Source organism: Shewanella sp. MTB7 (assembly GCF_027571385.1).
Lineage (GTDB): Bacteria > Pseudomonadota > Gammaproteobacteria > Enterobacterales > Shewanellaceae > Shewanella.
The window spans coordinates 3,600,001-3,616,814 of the sequence record NZ_CP085636.1 but is presented as its reverse complement, the minus strand read 5'-3'; the positions used below and the strand labels follow the sequence as shown (position 1 = coordinate 3,616,814).

At 43.6% G+C, this 16,814-nt stretch carries 13 protein-coding genes, 2 tRNA genes and 2 rRNA genes (1 of these 17 running past the window's edge); 11 read left to right on the top strand and 6 right to left on the bottom strand.

From position 1 onward, the window contains the following. Position 1: 1 nt before the first annotated feature. From HWQ47_RS15600 to HWQ47_RS15590, 3 genes are all read left to right on the top strand, one after another. Positions 2–235 carry a hypothetical protein gene (locus tag HWQ47_RS15600; RefSeq protein WP_269966989.1) on the top strand — a complete coding sequence of 78 codons (234 nt, stop codon included), beginning with the start codon at positions 2–4 and terminating at the stop codon, positions 233–235. Between the two features lie 248 nt (positions 236–483). Next, positions 484–1,626 carry a GGDEF domain-containing protein gene (locus HWQ47_RS15595; RefSeq protein WP_269966988.1) on the top strand — a complete coding sequence of 381 codons (1,143 nt, stop codon included), beginning with the start codon at positions 484–486 and terminating at the stop codon, positions 1,624–1,626. A gap of 117 nt (positions 1,627–1,743) precedes the next feature. Next, positions 1,744–2,544 carry a ceramidase domain-containing protein gene (locus HWQ47_RS15590; RefSeq protein ID WP_269966987.1) on the top strand — a complete coding sequence of 267 codons (801 nt, stop codon included), beginning with the start codon at positions 1,744–1,746 and terminating at the stop codon, positions 2,542–2,544. 84 nt (positions 2,545–2,628) lie between these two features. On the opposite strand, the gene HWQ47_RS15585 is transcribed toward HWQ47_RS15590, so the two are convergent. The 5 genes from HWQ47_RS15585 to dapA form a co-directional block, all read right to left on the bottom strand. After that, positions 2,629–3,693, bottom strand: coding sequence for a ketoacyl-ACP synthase III (locus tag HWQ47_RS15585; RefSeq protein ID WP_269966986.1), 1,065 nt, complete (start codon positions 3,691–3,693; stop codon positions 2,629–2,631). A 93-nt stretch (positions 3,694–3,786) separates the two neighbouring features. Further along, positions 3,787–4,458, bottom strand: a complete 672-nt coding sequence (locus HWQ47_RS15580; protein ID WP_269966985.1) for a GntR family transcriptional regulator — start codon at positions 4,456–4,458, stop codon at positions 3,787–3,789. Positions 4,459–4,575: 117 nt separating this feature from the next. After that, the gene (locus tag HWQ47_RS15575) at positions 4,576–6,141 is read right to left on the bottom strand and encodes an aldehyde dehydrogenase (NADP(+)) (RefSeq protein WP_269966984.1); all 1,566 of its coding nucleotides are present in this window, start codon (positions 6,139–6,141) and stop codon (positions 4,576–4,578) included. A 60-nt stretch (positions 6,142–6,201) separates the two neighbouring features. Next, positions 6,202–7,203: a 4-hydroxyproline epimerase gene (locus HWQ47_RS15570; protein WP_269966983.1), complete on the bottom strand. Its 1,002-nt coding sequence runs from the start codon at positions 7,201–7,203 to the stop codon at positions 6,202–6,204. Between the two features lie 117 nt (positions 7,204–7,320). Continuing rightward, a complete protein-coding gene (gene dapA, locus HWQ47_RS15565) occupies positions 7,321–8,235 on the bottom strand; it encodes a 4-hydroxy-tetrahydrodipicolinate synthase (protein ID WP_269966982.1) in 915 nt (304 codons plus the stop codon). A gap of 190 nt (positions 8,236–8,425) precedes the next feature. On the opposite strand from dapA, the gene HWQ47_RS15560 reads away from it, so the two are divergent. The 3 genes from HWQ47_RS15560 to HWQ47_RS15550 all read left to right on the top strand — a co-directional run bounded on the left by HWQ47_RS15560 (position 8,426) and on the right by HWQ47_RS15550 (position 11,192). Next, a complete protein-coding gene (locus tag HWQ47_RS15560) occupies positions 8,426–9,466 on the top strand; it encodes a proline racemase family protein (protein WP_269966981.1) in 1,041 nt (346 codons plus the stop codon). Between the two features lie 64 nt (positions 9,467–9,530). Beyond that, on the top strand, positions 9,531–10,829 hold the full coding sequence (locus HWQ47_RS15555; RefSeq protein WP_269966980.1) for an NAD(P)/FAD-dependent oxidoreductase: 1,299 nt from the start codon (positions 9,531–9,533) through the stop codon (positions 10,827–10,829). A 54-nt stretch (positions 10,830–10,883) separates the two neighbouring features. Then, positions 10,884–11,192 (top strand): antibiotic biosynthesis monooxygenase family protein, encoded by a 309-nt coding sequence (locus HWQ47_RS15550; protein WP_269966979.1) that lies wholly within the window; start codon positions 10,884–10,886, stop codon positions 11,190–11,192. A 121-nt stretch (positions 11,193–11,313) separates the two neighbouring features. Here HWQ47_RS15550 and HWQ47_RS15545 read toward each other — a convergent pair whose 3' ends face one another. After that, a complete protein-coding gene (locus HWQ47_RS15545; RefSeq protein WP_269966978.1) occupies positions 11,314–12,633 on the bottom strand; it encodes an aminopeptidase P N-terminal domain-containing protein in 1,320 nt (439 codons plus the stop codon). Positions 12,634–12,830: 197 nt separating this feature from the next. Here HWQ47_RS15545 and gmhB point away from each other — a divergent pair, with 197 nt between their 5' ends. The 5 genes from gmhB to HWQ47_RS15520 form a co-directional block, all read left to right on the top strand. Further along, the gene (gene gmhB, locus HWQ47_RS15540) at positions 12,831–13,382 is read left to right on the top strand and encodes a D-glycero-beta-D-manno-heptose 1,7-bisphosphate 7-phosphatase (protein ID WP_269966977.1); all 552 of its coding nucleotides are present in this window, start codon (positions 12,831–12,833) and stop codon (positions 13,380–13,382) included. 685 nt (positions 13,383–14,067) lie between these two features. Then, a 16S ribosomal RNA gene (locus HWQ47_RS15535) occupies positions 14,068–15,621 on the top strand. Between the two features lie 202 nt (positions 15,622–15,823). Beyond that, positions 15,824–15,900: transfer RNA gene (locus tag HWQ47_RS15530), tRNA-Ile, on the top strand. 135 nt (positions 15,901–16,035) lie between these two features. Beyond that, positions 16,036–16,111: transfer RNA gene (locus tag HWQ47_RS15525), tRNA-Ala, on the top strand. Between the two features lie 567 nt (positions 16,112–16,678). Continuing rightward, positions 16,679–16,814 (top strand): 23S ribosomal RNA (locus HWQ47_RS15520) (it continues 2,778 nt past the right edge of the window). Together the 16S and 23S rRNA genes with 2 tRNA genes alongside form the textbook arrangement of a ribosomal RNA operon.

The window sequence follows — 16,814 nt, the reverse complement described above, 5'->3', positions numbered from 1 at the left end:
GATGAATCTACGACATCTTTGCGGACTCGCTTACTCGATATCAGAGGCATTACTTATGGAAAACACTAAAATTTTATTGAAAAATGATCAAAATAATCATCTTAATGATCAAATTGAGCAGTTTGATCGCTTTCCTCCTCTGGTAAAAAAGACTAATACAGAGCTTTTTAATTCTTTATGTGAAGCCTTCAACAGTGATGATGTCACCCCTACTTATATTCGTGGTTACAACTAATATTCATGATTAATCCCAGCTTGGAATTATAACTTGGTTGGGTTATCTCATCACTTCTCCTCTTTATTTTTATTTACTCCCACTTTTGCTGCTGGACTCTATTTATTCATTTTAAACCGCTATTTTTCTGTCATGGCAATACAAAGAGAGCTCTACTAGACTTTGTAAACGGTAAGAAAAACGTTTTTAGGTAAGAAGAAACCGATATATGAGAGTCACAGAGTTAGTCGGTTAAAGGGGGAGTTGAAGTGACCTATATCAATCTATTATCTCTAAACTATCCAACTGACCCTGAACAGGAACAAAACTATCTGGAGCGAGTTAATCGTTTCTTCAGCTACTCAATATCGAATATGATGGGTTTGATTTTTGGAGCTTTTGTTGTTTCGGTTATTCTCTCATATTACGGTACGACGACTGAATATGTTCAAGCTCTGTTCTGTGTAACAACATTCGTCGCCACGTTTGTCTTTTTTATCGCTAAATATGTTGGTAAACATAAACCAGAAAGACAAGTGCTCGCAAGATTACTGATTTGTAGAGTGGGATTAGGTTGTCTGATCGGTCTGCTATATGGTGTGGCTGTTTTTTTGTTACCTCAGCCTATTGAACAATCTGCAGTGTTATTTCTTCTATGTCTCTATCTGTGTGCTATTGCTGTGGCCATTTTTCAATATTCAATGATACCAGCTTATTACATACTGTTTATTTTGAGTGTGTTGTTACCCGTGATGTCATACTTCATCATTAATCCAAGCTCTTTTGGCTACTTGATGATCTTTTTTGTGGTGTCAGGCTCGTCAGTGTTTATCACCAAAGGCATTAAAGTTTCCAAAAGTGAAATACGTTCAATTACTGTGAATATCAGTTTACAGGCCGAGGTGGCAGAACATGTGATAACCAGAAAAAAGCTGCAGGAGATGGCGTTATTCGATAGCTTGACAAAGGTGGCTAATCGTCATTTCTTTGAAGGTAGTGCCGAAGATGCTCTTGAACGCGCTAAAGTAAGTAAACAATCTATCGCTCTGCTCTATATTGATCTTAATAATTTTAAGGTCATCAATGATCGTTTTGGTCATGAAGTGGGTGATAAAGTGTTAATTGAAGCGGCTAGTAGGATTAAAATGAAAATTCGCCATTCAGATATCCTCGCTAGATTTGGTGGTGATGAATTTGTGGTAGTACTTGAAAATTATAGCTTAGATGTAATTAAAGTTGATTTAATCGACAGTATACGTGCGACATTAAATGAAGATATTGAAATTGAAGGGAAGCAGCTTGAATTAAGGGCCAGTGTTGGAGTTGCTATGTTTCCCCAAGATGGTAATAGCTTACGGGATCTCCTGCACAACGCTGATACTCGAATGTATAATCAGAAGAAGATGCATTAGCAGTAATTTTGATTCTTAACGAGAAGAACTCATCTAGAATAAAACTATCGATGTGCCTAGATTAACTCCTTCACGTGTTCGTGTGTTAGCGAATAAGTGGGCGATTAGGAGTCATAAGTGAACAGGTTAAATCAAACTAATGTTGTTGTGATGGAAAGTTTCAATTGGCGCCACGGCCTTTTGCTTGCCATCGTTTGGGGTTCGTTATTGTGGCTTTATAGTTTAGGTTCTATACCACAAAACCTAGCTTATCATAGCTTTGCTGATCAAAAAAAATTGGTAGATGTTCCTAATTTTTTTAATGTGCTGTCTAATATTCCATTTTTTATCATAGGTTTTTTGGGACTTTATCAAACCTTGTCCATCTATCAGTGGCGAGTGATGAATGGTTGGACACTCCTTTTTGTGGGAGTGACTTTAGTCTCGATAGCATCATTCTATTATCATTGGTCGCCAAATAACGATTCATTAGTGTGGGATCGTCTGCCTATGACGTTTGGATTTATGGGGCTTTATGTGGCCTTGATTGGGGAGTGTGTCTCTAGCAAGCTCAGTAGTTTAATACTATTACCCGCCCTATTTATTGGGATTTTTTCAGTCTGCTATTGGCATTGGACTGATGATCTCAGACTCTATTATTGGGTTCAACTTGTGCCTATGTTAACCCTGCCTGTTATTTTGCTATTTTTTCCTAAAATATATACTCATTACAACTTACTATTTATGGCATTTGTCTGTTACATATTAGCTAAAATAGCGGAGTTTAATGACCTAAATATCTATTTGGCTACGGGGGAAGTGATGAGTGGACACACCGTGAAACACTTACTTGCAGCTATCGGCTGCTACTTCATACTCTTAATGTTGAGGAACAGAACTGTAATACCCATTGGGATCAGAGCATCACGGAAAGAATAATTAAAGACACAAAATTAAAGATACAAAAACACCAGCGCAATGGCTGGTGTTTTGTTTCGTGCTTAATTTAATTGCTGTTAACGATTAGCCACAAAAATGTTTAACGGCTTTGCTGACCAGCTCAATACCGGTTTGATCACAGGGCGGCAGCTCGGCATTGCTTTCATTAATAGGGCTGACTCTGTCGCCCCACTTAATTAAGGCTGCAGCCGATGTCAGGCCGGCTCCAAAAGCACAGGAAAGAATAGTTTGACCAGGCTTTATCTTACCTTGTTCTAATGCATCACAGATGGCAATAGGGATCGTAGCAGCGGAGGTATTACCATAGTTGGCAATATTGACGATCGCTTTCTCTTTCGGGATCTTCATGCGACTAATAAGCGTATCGATAATACGCTCGTTAGCTTGATGAGGAATAACCCAATCAACATCATCTTTACTTATTTTGCATTTCTCAAGCACTTTAGTGCTCAATTTACTCATGCCTGCGATGGCACGTTTAAAGATCTCTTGACCGTTAAATTCAATATAGAATTCAAGAGAGTCAGCACTGAATCTATCCATGGCGGTACCGAAGCCCGCTTTTAGAATATCGCGACCAGCAGGATCGTTGTTAAGCTCATAACCAAGCACACCAATTTCCTGATCTGTAGCTTCAAGTACAACAGCACCAGCACCATCGCCAAATAACACGGCAGTGTCACGACGTGACCAGTCTAAATAGAAAGATAAACGCTCAGCACCGATAACCAGTACTTTTTTACATTGACCACTTTTAATCTGTGAACTGGCAAGACCTACGCCGTAGAGAAAGCCACTACAGGCTGCATTAATATCAAATGCCGCACAAGTTGCGCCGACATTGGCTTGAACAGTAGAAGCGATATTTGGGATCAAGGTATCCGGGCTGGCAGTCGCTAAAATGATCATATCCAAGTCACTGCCTTTGATACCAGCGGCAGCAAGCGCGTGTTGCGCGGCGACAGAAGCAAGTTCAGAGGTATTTACATGACTGATATGACGCTGACTGATGCCGGTACGTGATTTAATCCACTCGTCAGAAGTTTCAATGAAGGTTGAAAGATCATGGTTTGTTAGTGTTGCTGGAGGAACACATTTTCCCCAACCGGTAATTGTGGCGTACTGCATCTAGTTTTCTCTCAAATAAAAAAGGCAGAACCTTGGCTCTGCCTTATCAAACGTAAATTTAGCTTAACAAGTCGTTTGCACTGCAACTGTGACCTATACCACTTGTTGAGCGACAAGATTACGGATCTCACCAGCAGCATGCAAAATATGACAACGCAACAGTTCGACGGCCTTGTCTATTTCTCTACTTTTACAGAATTGGAGCAAATCGCGGTGATCTTGCTCTGCTCGTGGTATTCCGCCAGCAAGCAGTAATTGTAAACGAATATAGCGGTCACAATTAGTATTTAAACCATGCACAACCTCTAAGGTATGTGGACGATTTGCCGGCTGATATAAGCATGTGTGGAAGCTAGTATTCAGTTCACTCCACGTGGCGACAGCATCTTCTTGCTTAAACGCAGATTCCAATTCATCAAGCACTTTTTCTGCTTGCAGAAAATCATCATCAGTTAAATTCGGTATAGCTTTGGCAAGCAGATCGGTTTCGATCATGGCTCTGAGCTCGAACAATTCTGTCACTTGCTCGACTGACAACACGGTTGCTGTTGCGCCTTTATGGGCTTCAAACTTCACCAAACCTTCAGCTTCTAGCTGAAGTAAGGCTTCTCTAACAGGAATACGACTGACATTTAACTCTTCAGCTAATGCACTTTGGCGAAGTGGTTCACCAGCTGCGATATCACCAGAAAGAATTTTTTCTCTAAGCACTTCAACGACAACTTGAGTGCGAGTTTTATGGATAATAGGTGTTGATCGGCTCATAGTTTCAATTTTGACTATTCGTTATTCTATTTTATCCTTGTAAGATTACCGTTATTGTCAATATAAATAAAGGGAAACTATCTTCCCTCTATTTATTTCTGGTAAATCAAGCAAAGTTTAAAATGTCATAACTTTAGGGTCTGATAGCATTAATTCACTTGGTAAAATTGATTCTGGCATATTTTGATAGCAGATCGGTCGCTCAAACCGCTTCATTGCCTGACTGCCTACTGAAGTGCTGCGACTATCAGTGCTGGCAGGATATGGCCCGCCATGATTCATTGAATGACACACTTCAACGCCGGTCGGCATCTGATTGAAAATTAGGCGACCAACATTATAGGCCACGGCTTCAATTAAGTCTGAGTTTTGTGACAATTCAGCATCGGTTCCATGAATGGTGGCTGTCAATTGGCCATCTAAATCAGCGGCAACTAGCTGCATCTGAGCCAGATTTTCGCATTCAACTAAAATTGCGCATGGGCCGAATACCTCTTGCTGTAGCGCTTCTGAGGCTAAGTAAGCTTCAGCTGATACTCTAAATGCAATTGGTCGAGTCTGGTGGCTTGCGTTTGCAGCTTGTCCCTGTGCAATTAAGTTGACCTGAGGGTTTTTCAAGAGGGAATCAATGTGTGCTTGATAGGTTGAAGCAATCCCAGATGTTAACATAGCTGATGCTGCTAAAGATGAGATATCTTCTGTCACTGTCGCGATGTAACGGTTCAGCGGCTCCCCAGTTTGAGCAATAATAACACCTGGGCTAGTACAGAATTGACCGTGTCCCATCATCATAGATTGTACCTGCGTACTGGCAAGCTGCTCGGCTTTGTCTGACAGTATTTGGTTTAACAGGAACTGTGGGTTAGTTGATCCCAGCTCGCCATAAAAAGGGATCGGCTCAACTCGGGCTGCGCATAAGTCAGCTAAGATACGGCCCACCTTGAGTGAGCCGGTGAAACCAACCGCTTTAATGGCACTCTGATTGACGAGATCTACCGATACCTGCGGTGCCGTGCCTTGGATTAAACTAAATACGCCGGCAGGCATATTGCAGCGTTTGATGGCTTTTTCGATAGCATGGGTCACTAATTCACTCGTGGCCGCATGGGCAGGGTGGCCTTTAACAATCACGCTGCAACCAGCGGCTAATGCTGAGGCAGTATCGCCACCAGCCGTTGAGAAGGCTAACGGGAAGTTCGATGCGCCAAATACGGCAACAGGACCCAGTGGTAATACGCTGAGCCGGGTATCAGCTTTTGGCAATGGAGCACGTTCTGGATTAGCCAAATCGACAAATTTAGGCTCGAGTGGTTGACGTAATGTACTGGCAAATAACCTTAACTGACCACAAGTTCGGCCTGTTTCGCCCTGAAGTCTGGCCATAGGTAGTCCGGTTTCTAAGTGAGCTGCTGTCGTGATCGTTTCTATATCTGCTTGGATCTCATCGGCAATGGCTTCTAGAAACTCGGCGCGCTGTATCGGCGTGGTTGAACGATACTGATTAAATGCCTGTTTGGCCGCTTTCGCTGCGGTATGGATATCTTGGTTTGATGCAGTGGAAAATTGCCAATCCAGTGGCATATTCTCTACTGGATTGAAGCTAGAGAAAGTGCCACTATCGCCCATCCATTCACCCTTGATAAAGTGTTGTCCGGTCAATTTTGTCTTTATTGTATCTATCATAGTAATTCCTGAATTATCTCTGTCCAACTAGCTCGTTAAGCTAGAGTGTGAATGATTTATTTATACAACTTGGAAGCCGAAGGCGTAGGGGTCGCTATCATCAACGGTAATGGAGTTGTGGCCAGTTACTCTGGCCCAACCCTGAATGCTTGGCATAATGGCGGGATATTCCCCAACCGTGGTTGCTGATTCGATGCGGCCGATAAATTGGCTGCCGATAATGCTTTCATGGGTGTACTGATCGCCTACGTTGAGCAGCCCTTTGGCATAGAGTTGTGCCAGACGAGCGCTTGTTCCTGTGCCACAAGGGGAACGATCGATTGCTTTATCACCGTAAAAGACAGCGTTGGCTCCATCAGAACCTTCACTGATGGTATCGCCGGTCCACAACACATGTGAAACACCTGAAACCGTCGCGTCATTTGGATGTATGCAGGTTAACTGCTCATGGGCTATTTGACGCACTATAGGGCTCCAGCGCAAAATGTCTGCCGCAGACCAATGTCTTAATCCTGGGTAGTTAGTTTGAGGTTCAACGATGACGTAGTAGTTGCCGCCGTACGAAACGTCGACTTTTAATGGGCCAAGTTCTGGAATATCGAGAATCACATCGCAGTGGGCTAAATAAGCGGGAACATTGTAGATCTTGACCCAGTCAACTTTGGGGCCCGTCTGCTGAAAATCGATATTTATCTGACCTGCTGGTACATCGATGACGAGCTTTGCTGGTGTTTTAGGCGATAACAGACCTGACTCGATTGCCGCCGTAATTGTGCCGATAGTGCCATGACCACACATAGGTAGGCAGCCACTGGTTTCGATAAACAAAATAGAGGCATCGGCATTGTCACTGCAAGGAGGATACAAAAATGCCCCTGACATCATGTCGTGACCTCTGGGCTCAAACATCAAGGCTTTGCGGATCCAATCATATTGATTGAGGAAATCTTGGCGTTTTTCACTCATTGTGTGGCCTTTAAGAGCAGGGTGGCCACTGGTGACCAAACGAACCGGATTGCCGCAGGTATGAGCATCGACGCAAAAGAAGGTACCTTTTAACATCTCAATCTTACTCCATTTTTCCAGTTCCTCTTGGCTAAGATAAGCTGTGAACATGGGTGATAGATAGTCAATTTATTCACCCATAATGTCAAAGAGGAAACAGGTAGTGGTTAACCCTTAATCTAAGTTGTACTTATTAAGATCGATACGCGTCGCCATAGCTTCTTTAATGACATTTTCAACATAAGCTCGCTCTTCACCGATTAGGCTCATGCGCGGCATACGGACATTTTCTCTCCCACGACCGACGACTTGTTCGGCAAACTTAATGCATTGAACCAAAGTAGGGATAGTATCTAGACGTAGTAAAGGCATAAACCAACGGTAGATCTCGCGAGCCTCTTCAATACGACCAGCACGTGCTAGCTTAAATAGCGTGACCGATTCACGTGGGAATACATTAGTGAGACCAGAGATCCAACCTGTCGCGCCTAAGAGAATACTTTCAAGGGCGATATCGTCAACGCCACACAGAATATTGAAACGGTCACCGAAGCGTGATTGCAACTCGGTCAAACGACGAGTGTCGGTGGTGGACTCTTTAATTGCGACGATGTTCTCTTCTGCTGCAAGAATCGCTGTCATCTCCAGATCAATGTCGATGCCGTAACTAACAGGATTGTTGTAGATCATGATAGGCAATTTAGTTGAGCGTGCGACCGTTTGGTAGTGAGCAATTACCTCACGATCTGTACCGCGATACACCATAGCAGGCAATAACATTAAACCATCGATACCAATCTCTTCGATATCTTGAGCATATTGAGCTGCTTGCTCTGCGGTATTTTCAGTACAACCAGATAAGACTAAGATACGGCCTTTAACAGTATCTACAGTGTGTTTAATAAACTCGCGCTTTTCTGTTGGACTCAGTGAGGCATTCTCGCCAATAGTGCCTAGGGCAATGATACCGTCGATACCGTCATTGATGAGGTCTTCCAGCATACGGGCATTCGATTCATAGTTAATCGAACCGTCATCATTAAACTGTGTTGAGATTGCTGGGAAAACACCTTGCCAATTTACTTTCATCTTAAAGACCTCTTTCACTTTTGATACTGATATAAACAGATTGAATCATGTCAAATTTTGGATTATTCCAAAAACCTATGGTATATTGTATACAATAAATGTAAAAAGAAAACCCTATTTTTGTTGTTGGTTGTATCGATTAATGTCAAATACTATATATTGCATGCAAATAATTTGAAAGGAATGGGCCATGAAGCTTCAAGATCTACCTTCTGAAATCGTCAGCAAACGTCAACAATTCATAACACTCGATGCCCATACAGAAGGGGAGCCACTGAGGATTATCATGTCTGGTTATCCGGATATTATGGGTGAAACCATATTGGAGATGCGCCAATATGTGATCGAGCATTTAGATGACTATCGCACTTTGTTGATGCATGAACCTAGAGGTCATGCGGACATGTATGGTGCACTCATTACTAGAGCTATCACCCCTGATGCGGATTTTGGGGTGCTGTTTTTGCATAACGAAGGTTATAGCAGTATGTGTGGTCACGGTATTTTGGCGCTCGTTAAAGTGATGTGTGAAACCGGCACCATCAGCTTAGGTAGTGAGTCTAGGATAATAAAAATCGATGCACCGGCAGGGCTTATTACTGCCAAGGCATCGCGCGATGCTGATGGTAAGATTCAAGCAAGCTTTGAGAATGTGGACTCATGGGCGGAGTCGTTAGATTGTTCTGTTATGGTCGAAGGATTTGGAGAGGTCAATTACGATATCGGTTTTGGTGGTGCTTACTATGCATATGTCGATGCGGATCTGTTGGGCATAAGTTGTGGCCGAGAAAACGTATCACAACTGATAGATATAGGTAGACGTATTAAGCATGCCGCGATGAAGTCTCATGTATTGAACCATCCGTTAGAAAAAGAGTTAAGTTTTCTCTATGGCACCATCTTTACCTCAAATAAGGTGACTGACCCACAAGCGCATTCACGTCATGTGTGCGTGTTTGCCGATGGTGAAGTGGATAGATCGCCAACGGGAACAGGGGTTGCTGCTCGAGTTGCCTTATTACATGCCAAAGGAGAAGTAGAGTTAAATCAACCGTTAATAATAGAGAGTATTGTCGACGGAAGAATGATCGTCAGCGCCTTAAGACAGAGTGAGTTTCACGGTAAACAAGCCGTGATCCCACAAGTGTCGGGTCGCTCATACATAACGGGTCAACATCAATTTATTGTCGACCCGGATGATATTTTTCAAACGGGCTTTGTGTTGCGTTAAGTTATTGAACAAAAGCAAATACGTTAGCTTCGACAGTCGATATAAAATTAAAGGCAGGAGAACGATGGCATCGATGGATCCTAAAGAGCATGAGCAACCGCGCAAGGCAAAAGAGAGTGTCACCATTATCGGTGCTGGTATTGTCGGGCTTGCGACAGGGTTAGAGTTACAAAGGGCGGGTTTTCAGGTCGAGATTTTAGATAAAGAGGGTGTGGCTGCAGGAGCATCTAAGGGCAACGCTGGTCATTTTGCCACTGAGCAGGTATTTCCACTGGCAGACTCTACTCTGTTACCTAAATTACCGGGTATGCTGCTCGATCCGCTTGGACCCTTTCGTATCCAACCTAAGTATTTTTTAAAGGCTTTGCCTTGGTTTATGCGCTTTTTACTTAATATGTTGCCCACTAAAAGGGCGCATAACAGTCAAGCTATCAAGCGACTTAATCAAGCCTCTATTGCCGCCATCTGTGAGCTGGCCACTTTCTGTGGTTGCGAAGATTTACTGTTGTTTAATGGTAGCCTGCTGGTATTTGAAGGAACTGATATCGCAGAAGTTGAAAAGACCTTCCAACATTACCGTGAAGCAGGGGTTAAAGTCAGACTGCTTAATGGCATCGAGGTCAGGGAGCTTGAGCCTAGCTTGAGTGACACTATTACTTATGCTTTGTACTTTACCCAAGTGGGACATACTAGTGATCCTTATCAATTGTGCCAAGCTTTTGCAAAAACGTTTGTTGCCTTAGGTGGGAAGTTGATCACCGATGAGCTGAAGTCGATAGATGTAGGTGTGCCTCAGATCAGCTCTGTATGTTTAAACCTCGTGTCGGGGGAGGTGTTAAAAGCAGATAAGTTGCTTATAGCATCCGGTGCTTGGTCAAAACCTTTTGCTAAGCAGTTGGGACATAAAGTGCCGCTTGAGTGTGAGCGAGGTTACCATTTGATGATGCCGCAAAAGAGTGGTTTGTCGCGGCCAGTTGCCTCCTATAATCGCAAATTCATTATTACGCCTATGAGTGAAGGAACTCGATTAGCGGGAACCGTTGAATTTGGTGGCCTAAAAGCGCCTTTGGTTAATGCCCGCGCAGATTGTTTATTTCCCCATGGTAAAGCGTTACTGCCTGGGCTTTTTTGTGATGCCAAGGCGAGTGACGGTGAGCGGTGGTTAGGATTCAGACCCTCACTGCCAGACAGTTTACCAGTGTTGGGGGCCTGTCCTAATCATGCCAATGTGTTTTTCTCATTTGGTCATCAGCACTTGGGATTAACGTGGTCGGCTATCACAGCTAAATTGGTGACCCAGCAGATAGGGGGGAAACAAATCGATATCGATTTGACGCCCTACAGAGTGGATAGGTTCTCATAACTGGCGATAAAGAAAAGCTATAATATTAGGTTCTAATCAAACAAAGGAATGAATATGTATATAGTGGCAAATCGAATCCCTGTTGCATCAGGTTGGCAAAATGAGTTCGAACTTCGCTTTAGTAAGCGAGTGGGGCAGATAAACAAGCAAACAGGCTTCGTATCCATGCAGGTGTTAAAACCTGAAACGAGCGAGACTCCTTATGTCGTGCTGACAACCTGGGAGAATGAAGAGGCTTTCGATATTTGGCTTCAAAGTGACGATTTCAAACAGTCTCATCAAAATCCATTTCCCAAGGAGGCATTCACCGGAAAGCCAGCTATTGAGAAGTACAGTGTGGTGATATCTGCAGAGACGGGCTAACCGTGCCCGTTTTTTATGCGCATATTCTTGGTCGATGATGGTTGTTTATCATTGATTTACTATGTCGTTCAAGGAGAGTGAGGAATTATTGCTTTCCCTAAATGTATCGGCATAGCAAGAATTATCTCGTCATGGTTTTCTCGATCTCATCGATTGTTCTTGGAATGTGAACTGACAGATTATCATGGCCATGTTGGGTGACAAGAATGTCATCTTCAATGCGTATTCCCATACCGCGGTATTCTACTGGTACGTCGGTTGCTGAAAGGGGAATGTAGATCCCTGGTTCTATGGTGAACACCATGCCAGGTTCAAGTTTGCGCCATTCTCCGTTTTCGTCATGATATGGGCCAACATCGTGTACATCCATACCTAACCAATGACCTGTTTTATGCACAGTGAAACGTTTGTAGCTCTCTGCGGCCATCACCTCTTCAAGAGTACCACTTAATAAACCTAGTTCAAGTAGCCCTCTAGCCATGACTTTCATGCAGGTTTCATAAAGCGTGTTCCAAGCGGTGCCGGGAGCAACGTTAGCAATGGCGGCATCAAGTGCATTTAGTACTAATTGATAAATGGCTTTTTGGGAGTTGGTAAACTTTCCATTGACTGGATAACTGCGAGTGATGTCGGAAGCATAGTGAGCAAGTTCTCCGCCAGCATCGATAAGCAATATTTGACCATCGACTATATCACTGCAGTTTTCTTCATAATGAAGACAGCAGGCATTATTACCTGCAGCGACGATATTAGGGTAGGCGACCTCGGTACAGCCGAATTGTGAGATAGTAAAATTAAACGTTGCAGAAAGAAGCGCTTCATTAACGCCAGCTTTACAGGCCTGCATTACCGAGATATGCCCTGCGGTTGAGGCAACGACAGCCGCTTTTATCTGAGCGATCTCCTCGTCGCTTTTAATTACACGCATGGGGTGTAAGTACTTTGCCAGTGGCGTTAGACTGCGGTACTGCTTAATAGTGTCGAAACTGCTATTGCGCCGCTGATTATTTAACCAGCCAGTGATCTGGGTGTTGAAGCGGTCACACTCATCGCTAATAAAGAAGTGAGTATGCTGGTCTATTTTAGCTAGAACGACCTTTTCGAGCTCGGCAATATCAAAAGAGTCATCAGCGCCATACTGGCTAATAGCGCCAGTAAGCCCTGCACGCTCACCAAAGCTGACTTCCAGAGCCTCATTTTTAGGACGGCACAATAAGGTATAGCGATAACCTGTGTCAGTATTTTTATCTGAGCATAAAATAGCGACTGCATCGGGTTCATTGAATCCGGTGAGGTATAAGAAGTCATTGTCTTGTCTGAAGTGATACTTTATATTTTTACTTCTTACTTTTTGCTGGTAGCCACTAAGAATGACAACACTACTCTTTGGAAGTGTGTTAAATAGGGCTGCTCGTCTGCTTTGATATAAGGTCATGTTCATAAATATAGGCTCATTGCTTCAGCTACTCTGTAAAAAGTGAACTCGGTAGGTGACAGGTATTAGTTCTGTGATTCTTTGTACTATATTTGTATATTTTATTCATTTCAATCCTGCTGTTTAACGTCCATGAGATTAGCGGTGCAATTTATGGCGATGGGTGGGATAATGTCAGCAGATAATTTTGGGGAGTTAAACTCGTGACTCGAGCAGTTTTTTTAGATAGAGATGGTGTTATCAATATTGATCATGGCTATGTTCATATGGTCGATGACTTTGAATACGTTGAAGGCGTGTTTGATGCCTGCCGCTCGATAAAAGAGATGGGATTTAAACTGGCGGTTGTGACCAATCAATCAGGTATTGCACGCGGCCTTTATACAGAAGATCAGTTTCATACGTTAACAGAGTGGATGGATTGGAATTTCGCAGATAAAGGTGTCGAGCTCGACGGGATCTATTATTGCCCACATCACGCCGAAAAGGGCATTGGTGAATATAAACAAGAGTGCGACTGCCGTAAGCCTAAGCCTGGCATGATGCAATCAGCCGCTGAATTCTTGACATTAGATCTGAGTCAATCTGTGATGGTTGGAGATAAGCGTGATGATATGCTTGCCGCTAAAGCTGCTGGTATCCCGATCAGAATTCTAGTGCGTACAGGTAAAGAGGTGACTGATGAAGCGATCGCAGAAGCCAGCGTCGTACTTAACTCGATAGCAGATGTACCAGAATACTTAAAAAGCCTCTAATTATACTATTTGATGACAGTACATAGGGTTTGATTAGCTATAAAATAATAAAGACTAAAAGCACCAAGCTGTTCTTGGTGTTTTTTGCTGGCTTTATATACTGGTGCTATTCAAAAATCAACCACTGTGCTGATTAACTATCCACTCGGTGTTGAAATAGAAAAAAGCACTTGTGCTTGGTTTTTAATTCCCTATAATCCGCAACCACTGACACGGTAGAGACGATGTCTATAAGATATCCAACGCAGTGTTAATGAAGACTTTTAATAAGAGATCTTCGCATCAAGTCTTTATTTAGTTTTGTTTGAACACTTTATGTATAAGAAGTCATCATCCAATGTTAAATGTTTAAAAATGGCTTGACGCAGAAAAGGGAATACGTAAAATACGCATTCCAAGCCAACGACCTAGCGTCACGGCTGCACTAGTAAGTGCAACGCTCTTTAACAATTTATCAAGTAATCTGTGTGGACACTCACAGGTGTTGAGTTATTCGAAATTATTTTCTGCTAACGCAGTAAATAAAAAAAATTATCTCAATGAATCTCTTATTTCTTTATAAGAAGTAGGGGAGCTGAGTGACCATAGAAATATGTAAACTATAAATCGTAAGATTTATAAAACAGTATAATTCGTTGAGCCGCTGATTTAGCCTTACTTATAAGGTGGATGACGCAAAAAACTTTAATTGAAGAGTTTGATCATGGCTCAGATTGAACGCTGGCGGCAGGCCTAACACATGCAAGTCGAGCGGAAACAGGAAAGTAGCTTGCTACTTTTGCTGTCGAGCGGCGGACGGGTGAGTAATGCCTAGATATCTGCCTAGTCGTGGGGGATAACAGTTGGAAACGACTGCTAATACCGCATACGCCCTACGGGGGAAAGGAGGGGACGCACTTTCGAGAGCGCCTTTCGCGATTAGATGAGTCTAGGTGGGATTAGCTAGTAGGTGAGGTAATGGCTCACCTAGGCGACGATCCCTAGCTGGTCTGAGAGGATGATCAGCCACACTGGAACTGAGACACGGTCCAGACTCCTACGGAGGCAGCAGTGGGGAATATTGCACAATGGGCGAAAGCCTGATGCAGCCATGCCGCGTGTGTGAAGAAGGCCTTCGGGTTGTAAAGCACTTTCAGCGAGGAGGAAAGGTTGTCGTTTAATAAACGACAACTGTGACGTTACTCGCAGAAGAAGCACCGGCTAACTTCGTGCCAGCAGCCGCGGTAATACGAGGGGTGCAAGCGTTAATCGGAATTACTGGGCGTAAAGCGTACGCAGGCGGTCTGTTAAGCCAGATGTGAAAGCCCCGGGCTCAACCTGGGAATTGCATTTGGAACTGACAGACTAGAGTCTTGTAGAGGGGGGTAGAATTTCAGGTGTAGCGGTGAAATGCGTAGAGATCTGAAGGAATACCGGTGGCGAAGGCGGCCCCCTGGACAAAGACTGACGCTCATGTACGAAAGCGTGGGGAGCAAACAGGATTAGATACCCTGGTAGTCCACGCCGTAAACGATGTCTACTCGGAGTTTGGTAACTTAGTTACTGGGCTCCCAAGCTAACGCATTAAGTAGACCGCCTGGGGAGTACGGCCGCAAGGTTAAAACTCAAATGAATTGACGGGGGCCCGCACAAGCGGTGGAGCATGTGGTTTAATTCGATGCAACGCGAAGAACCTTACCTACTCTTGACATCCACAGAACTCGCTAGAGATAGCTTGGTGCCTTCGGGAACTGTGAGACAGGTGCTGCATGGCTGTCGTCAGCTCGTGTTGTGAAATGTTGGGTTAAGTCCCGCAACGAGCGCAACCCTTATCCTTATTTGCCAGCGAGTTATGTCGGGAACTTTAGGGAGACTGCCGGTGATAAACCGGAGGAAGGTGGGGACGACGTCAAGTCATCATGGCCCTTACGAGTAGGGCTACACACGTGCTACAATGGTCGGTACAGAGGGTCGCAACGCCGCGAGGTCAAGCTAATCCCACAAAGCCGGTCGTAGTCCGGATCGGAGTCTGCAACTCGACTCCGTGAAGTCGGAATCGCTAGTAATCGTAGATCAGAATGCTACGGTGAATACGTTCCCGGGCCTTGTACACACCGCCCGTCACACCATGGGAGTGGGCTGCACCAGAAGTAGATAGCTTAACCTTTCGGGGAGGGCGTTTACCACGGTGTGGTTCATGACTGGGGTGAAGTCGTAACAAGGTAGCCCTAGGGGAACCTGGGGCTGGATCACCTCCTTACCTATACGACTAACTCAATGCTTGTTGAGTGTTCACACAGATTACTTGATAGAAAGAAAGAGCAAATAATCGAAAGGTTGTTTTTGAGGATTTTGATTCTTAATCAAGGCACTTGAAGAGTCTCGCAATGAGTGTAGTTCACCTACATGATTGAGAAATGATGAAAGTAACGAAGAGTAAGGGTTAAAAAACCAAAAAGAATGGGTCTGTAGCTCAGCTGGTTAGAGCGCACCCCTGATAAGGGTGAGGTCGGTGGTTCAAGTCCACTCTGACCCACCAAATCTTCGTTTATCCTTTGTTAAATTAATACTCGTTTAGTGAACTAAACGTCGCATTAATTTGCTTCGGCTAAAACTCGATTTGGAATTTCCAATGTTAAGTTGGATTTGATTGTTTGTTTGACTGCATGTAAATGGGGCTATAGCTCAGCTGGGAGAGCGCCTGCCTTGCACGCAGGAGGTCTGCGGTTCGATCCCGCATAGCTCCACCATTTACTTGATTGTTTTGAACTTTGGTTCACTACACTCTCGTATATGAACCATTTACTTAGCTAAATAATAAAAAAAGGTTTTTTGATTATTTAAGTAGACTTACTTTTCCAGCAAGAAGTAAGGCATGCACATGGATATAGAGACGCCAAAGATAAATGAAAAATTTATCTTTGGCTTTTTTAAGCCCGCTCTTTAAAAATTTGGAAAGCTGATAGTGTTAATGTGAAAGGGACAGTAAATATCTTATTTGTAAGTTATTTATTGTTAATAGCATTAGCGCGAAAAATAAATAATTGAGTTCTCAAACACTTAAATCAAGTGCCGAATCATCTTAACGATGGTTCAAGAGTATTCTTTTGGCGAAAGTAAACACCATTAGTTGCGATACATCTCGTTCAAACTTACCCGTTTGAACGATAGATAATATCAGCGCAGCAAGTTGCGTTTTTGTCTAAGCCGTAAGTTGAGAGAGGAAGGAGTGTAGCGTGCTACATGACTGACGAACGAAGCTTGCAATACAGACAAAATAGCAAATCGCAAGCGAGAAAAACCTATGTGGGTTGTATGGTTAAGTGACTAAGCGTATACGGTGGATGCCTTGGCAGTCAGAGGCGATGAAGGACGTAGTAACTTGCGATAAGCGTTGGCGAGCTAGTAACAAGCATTTGAGCTAACGATGTCCGAATGGGGAAACCCACTAGC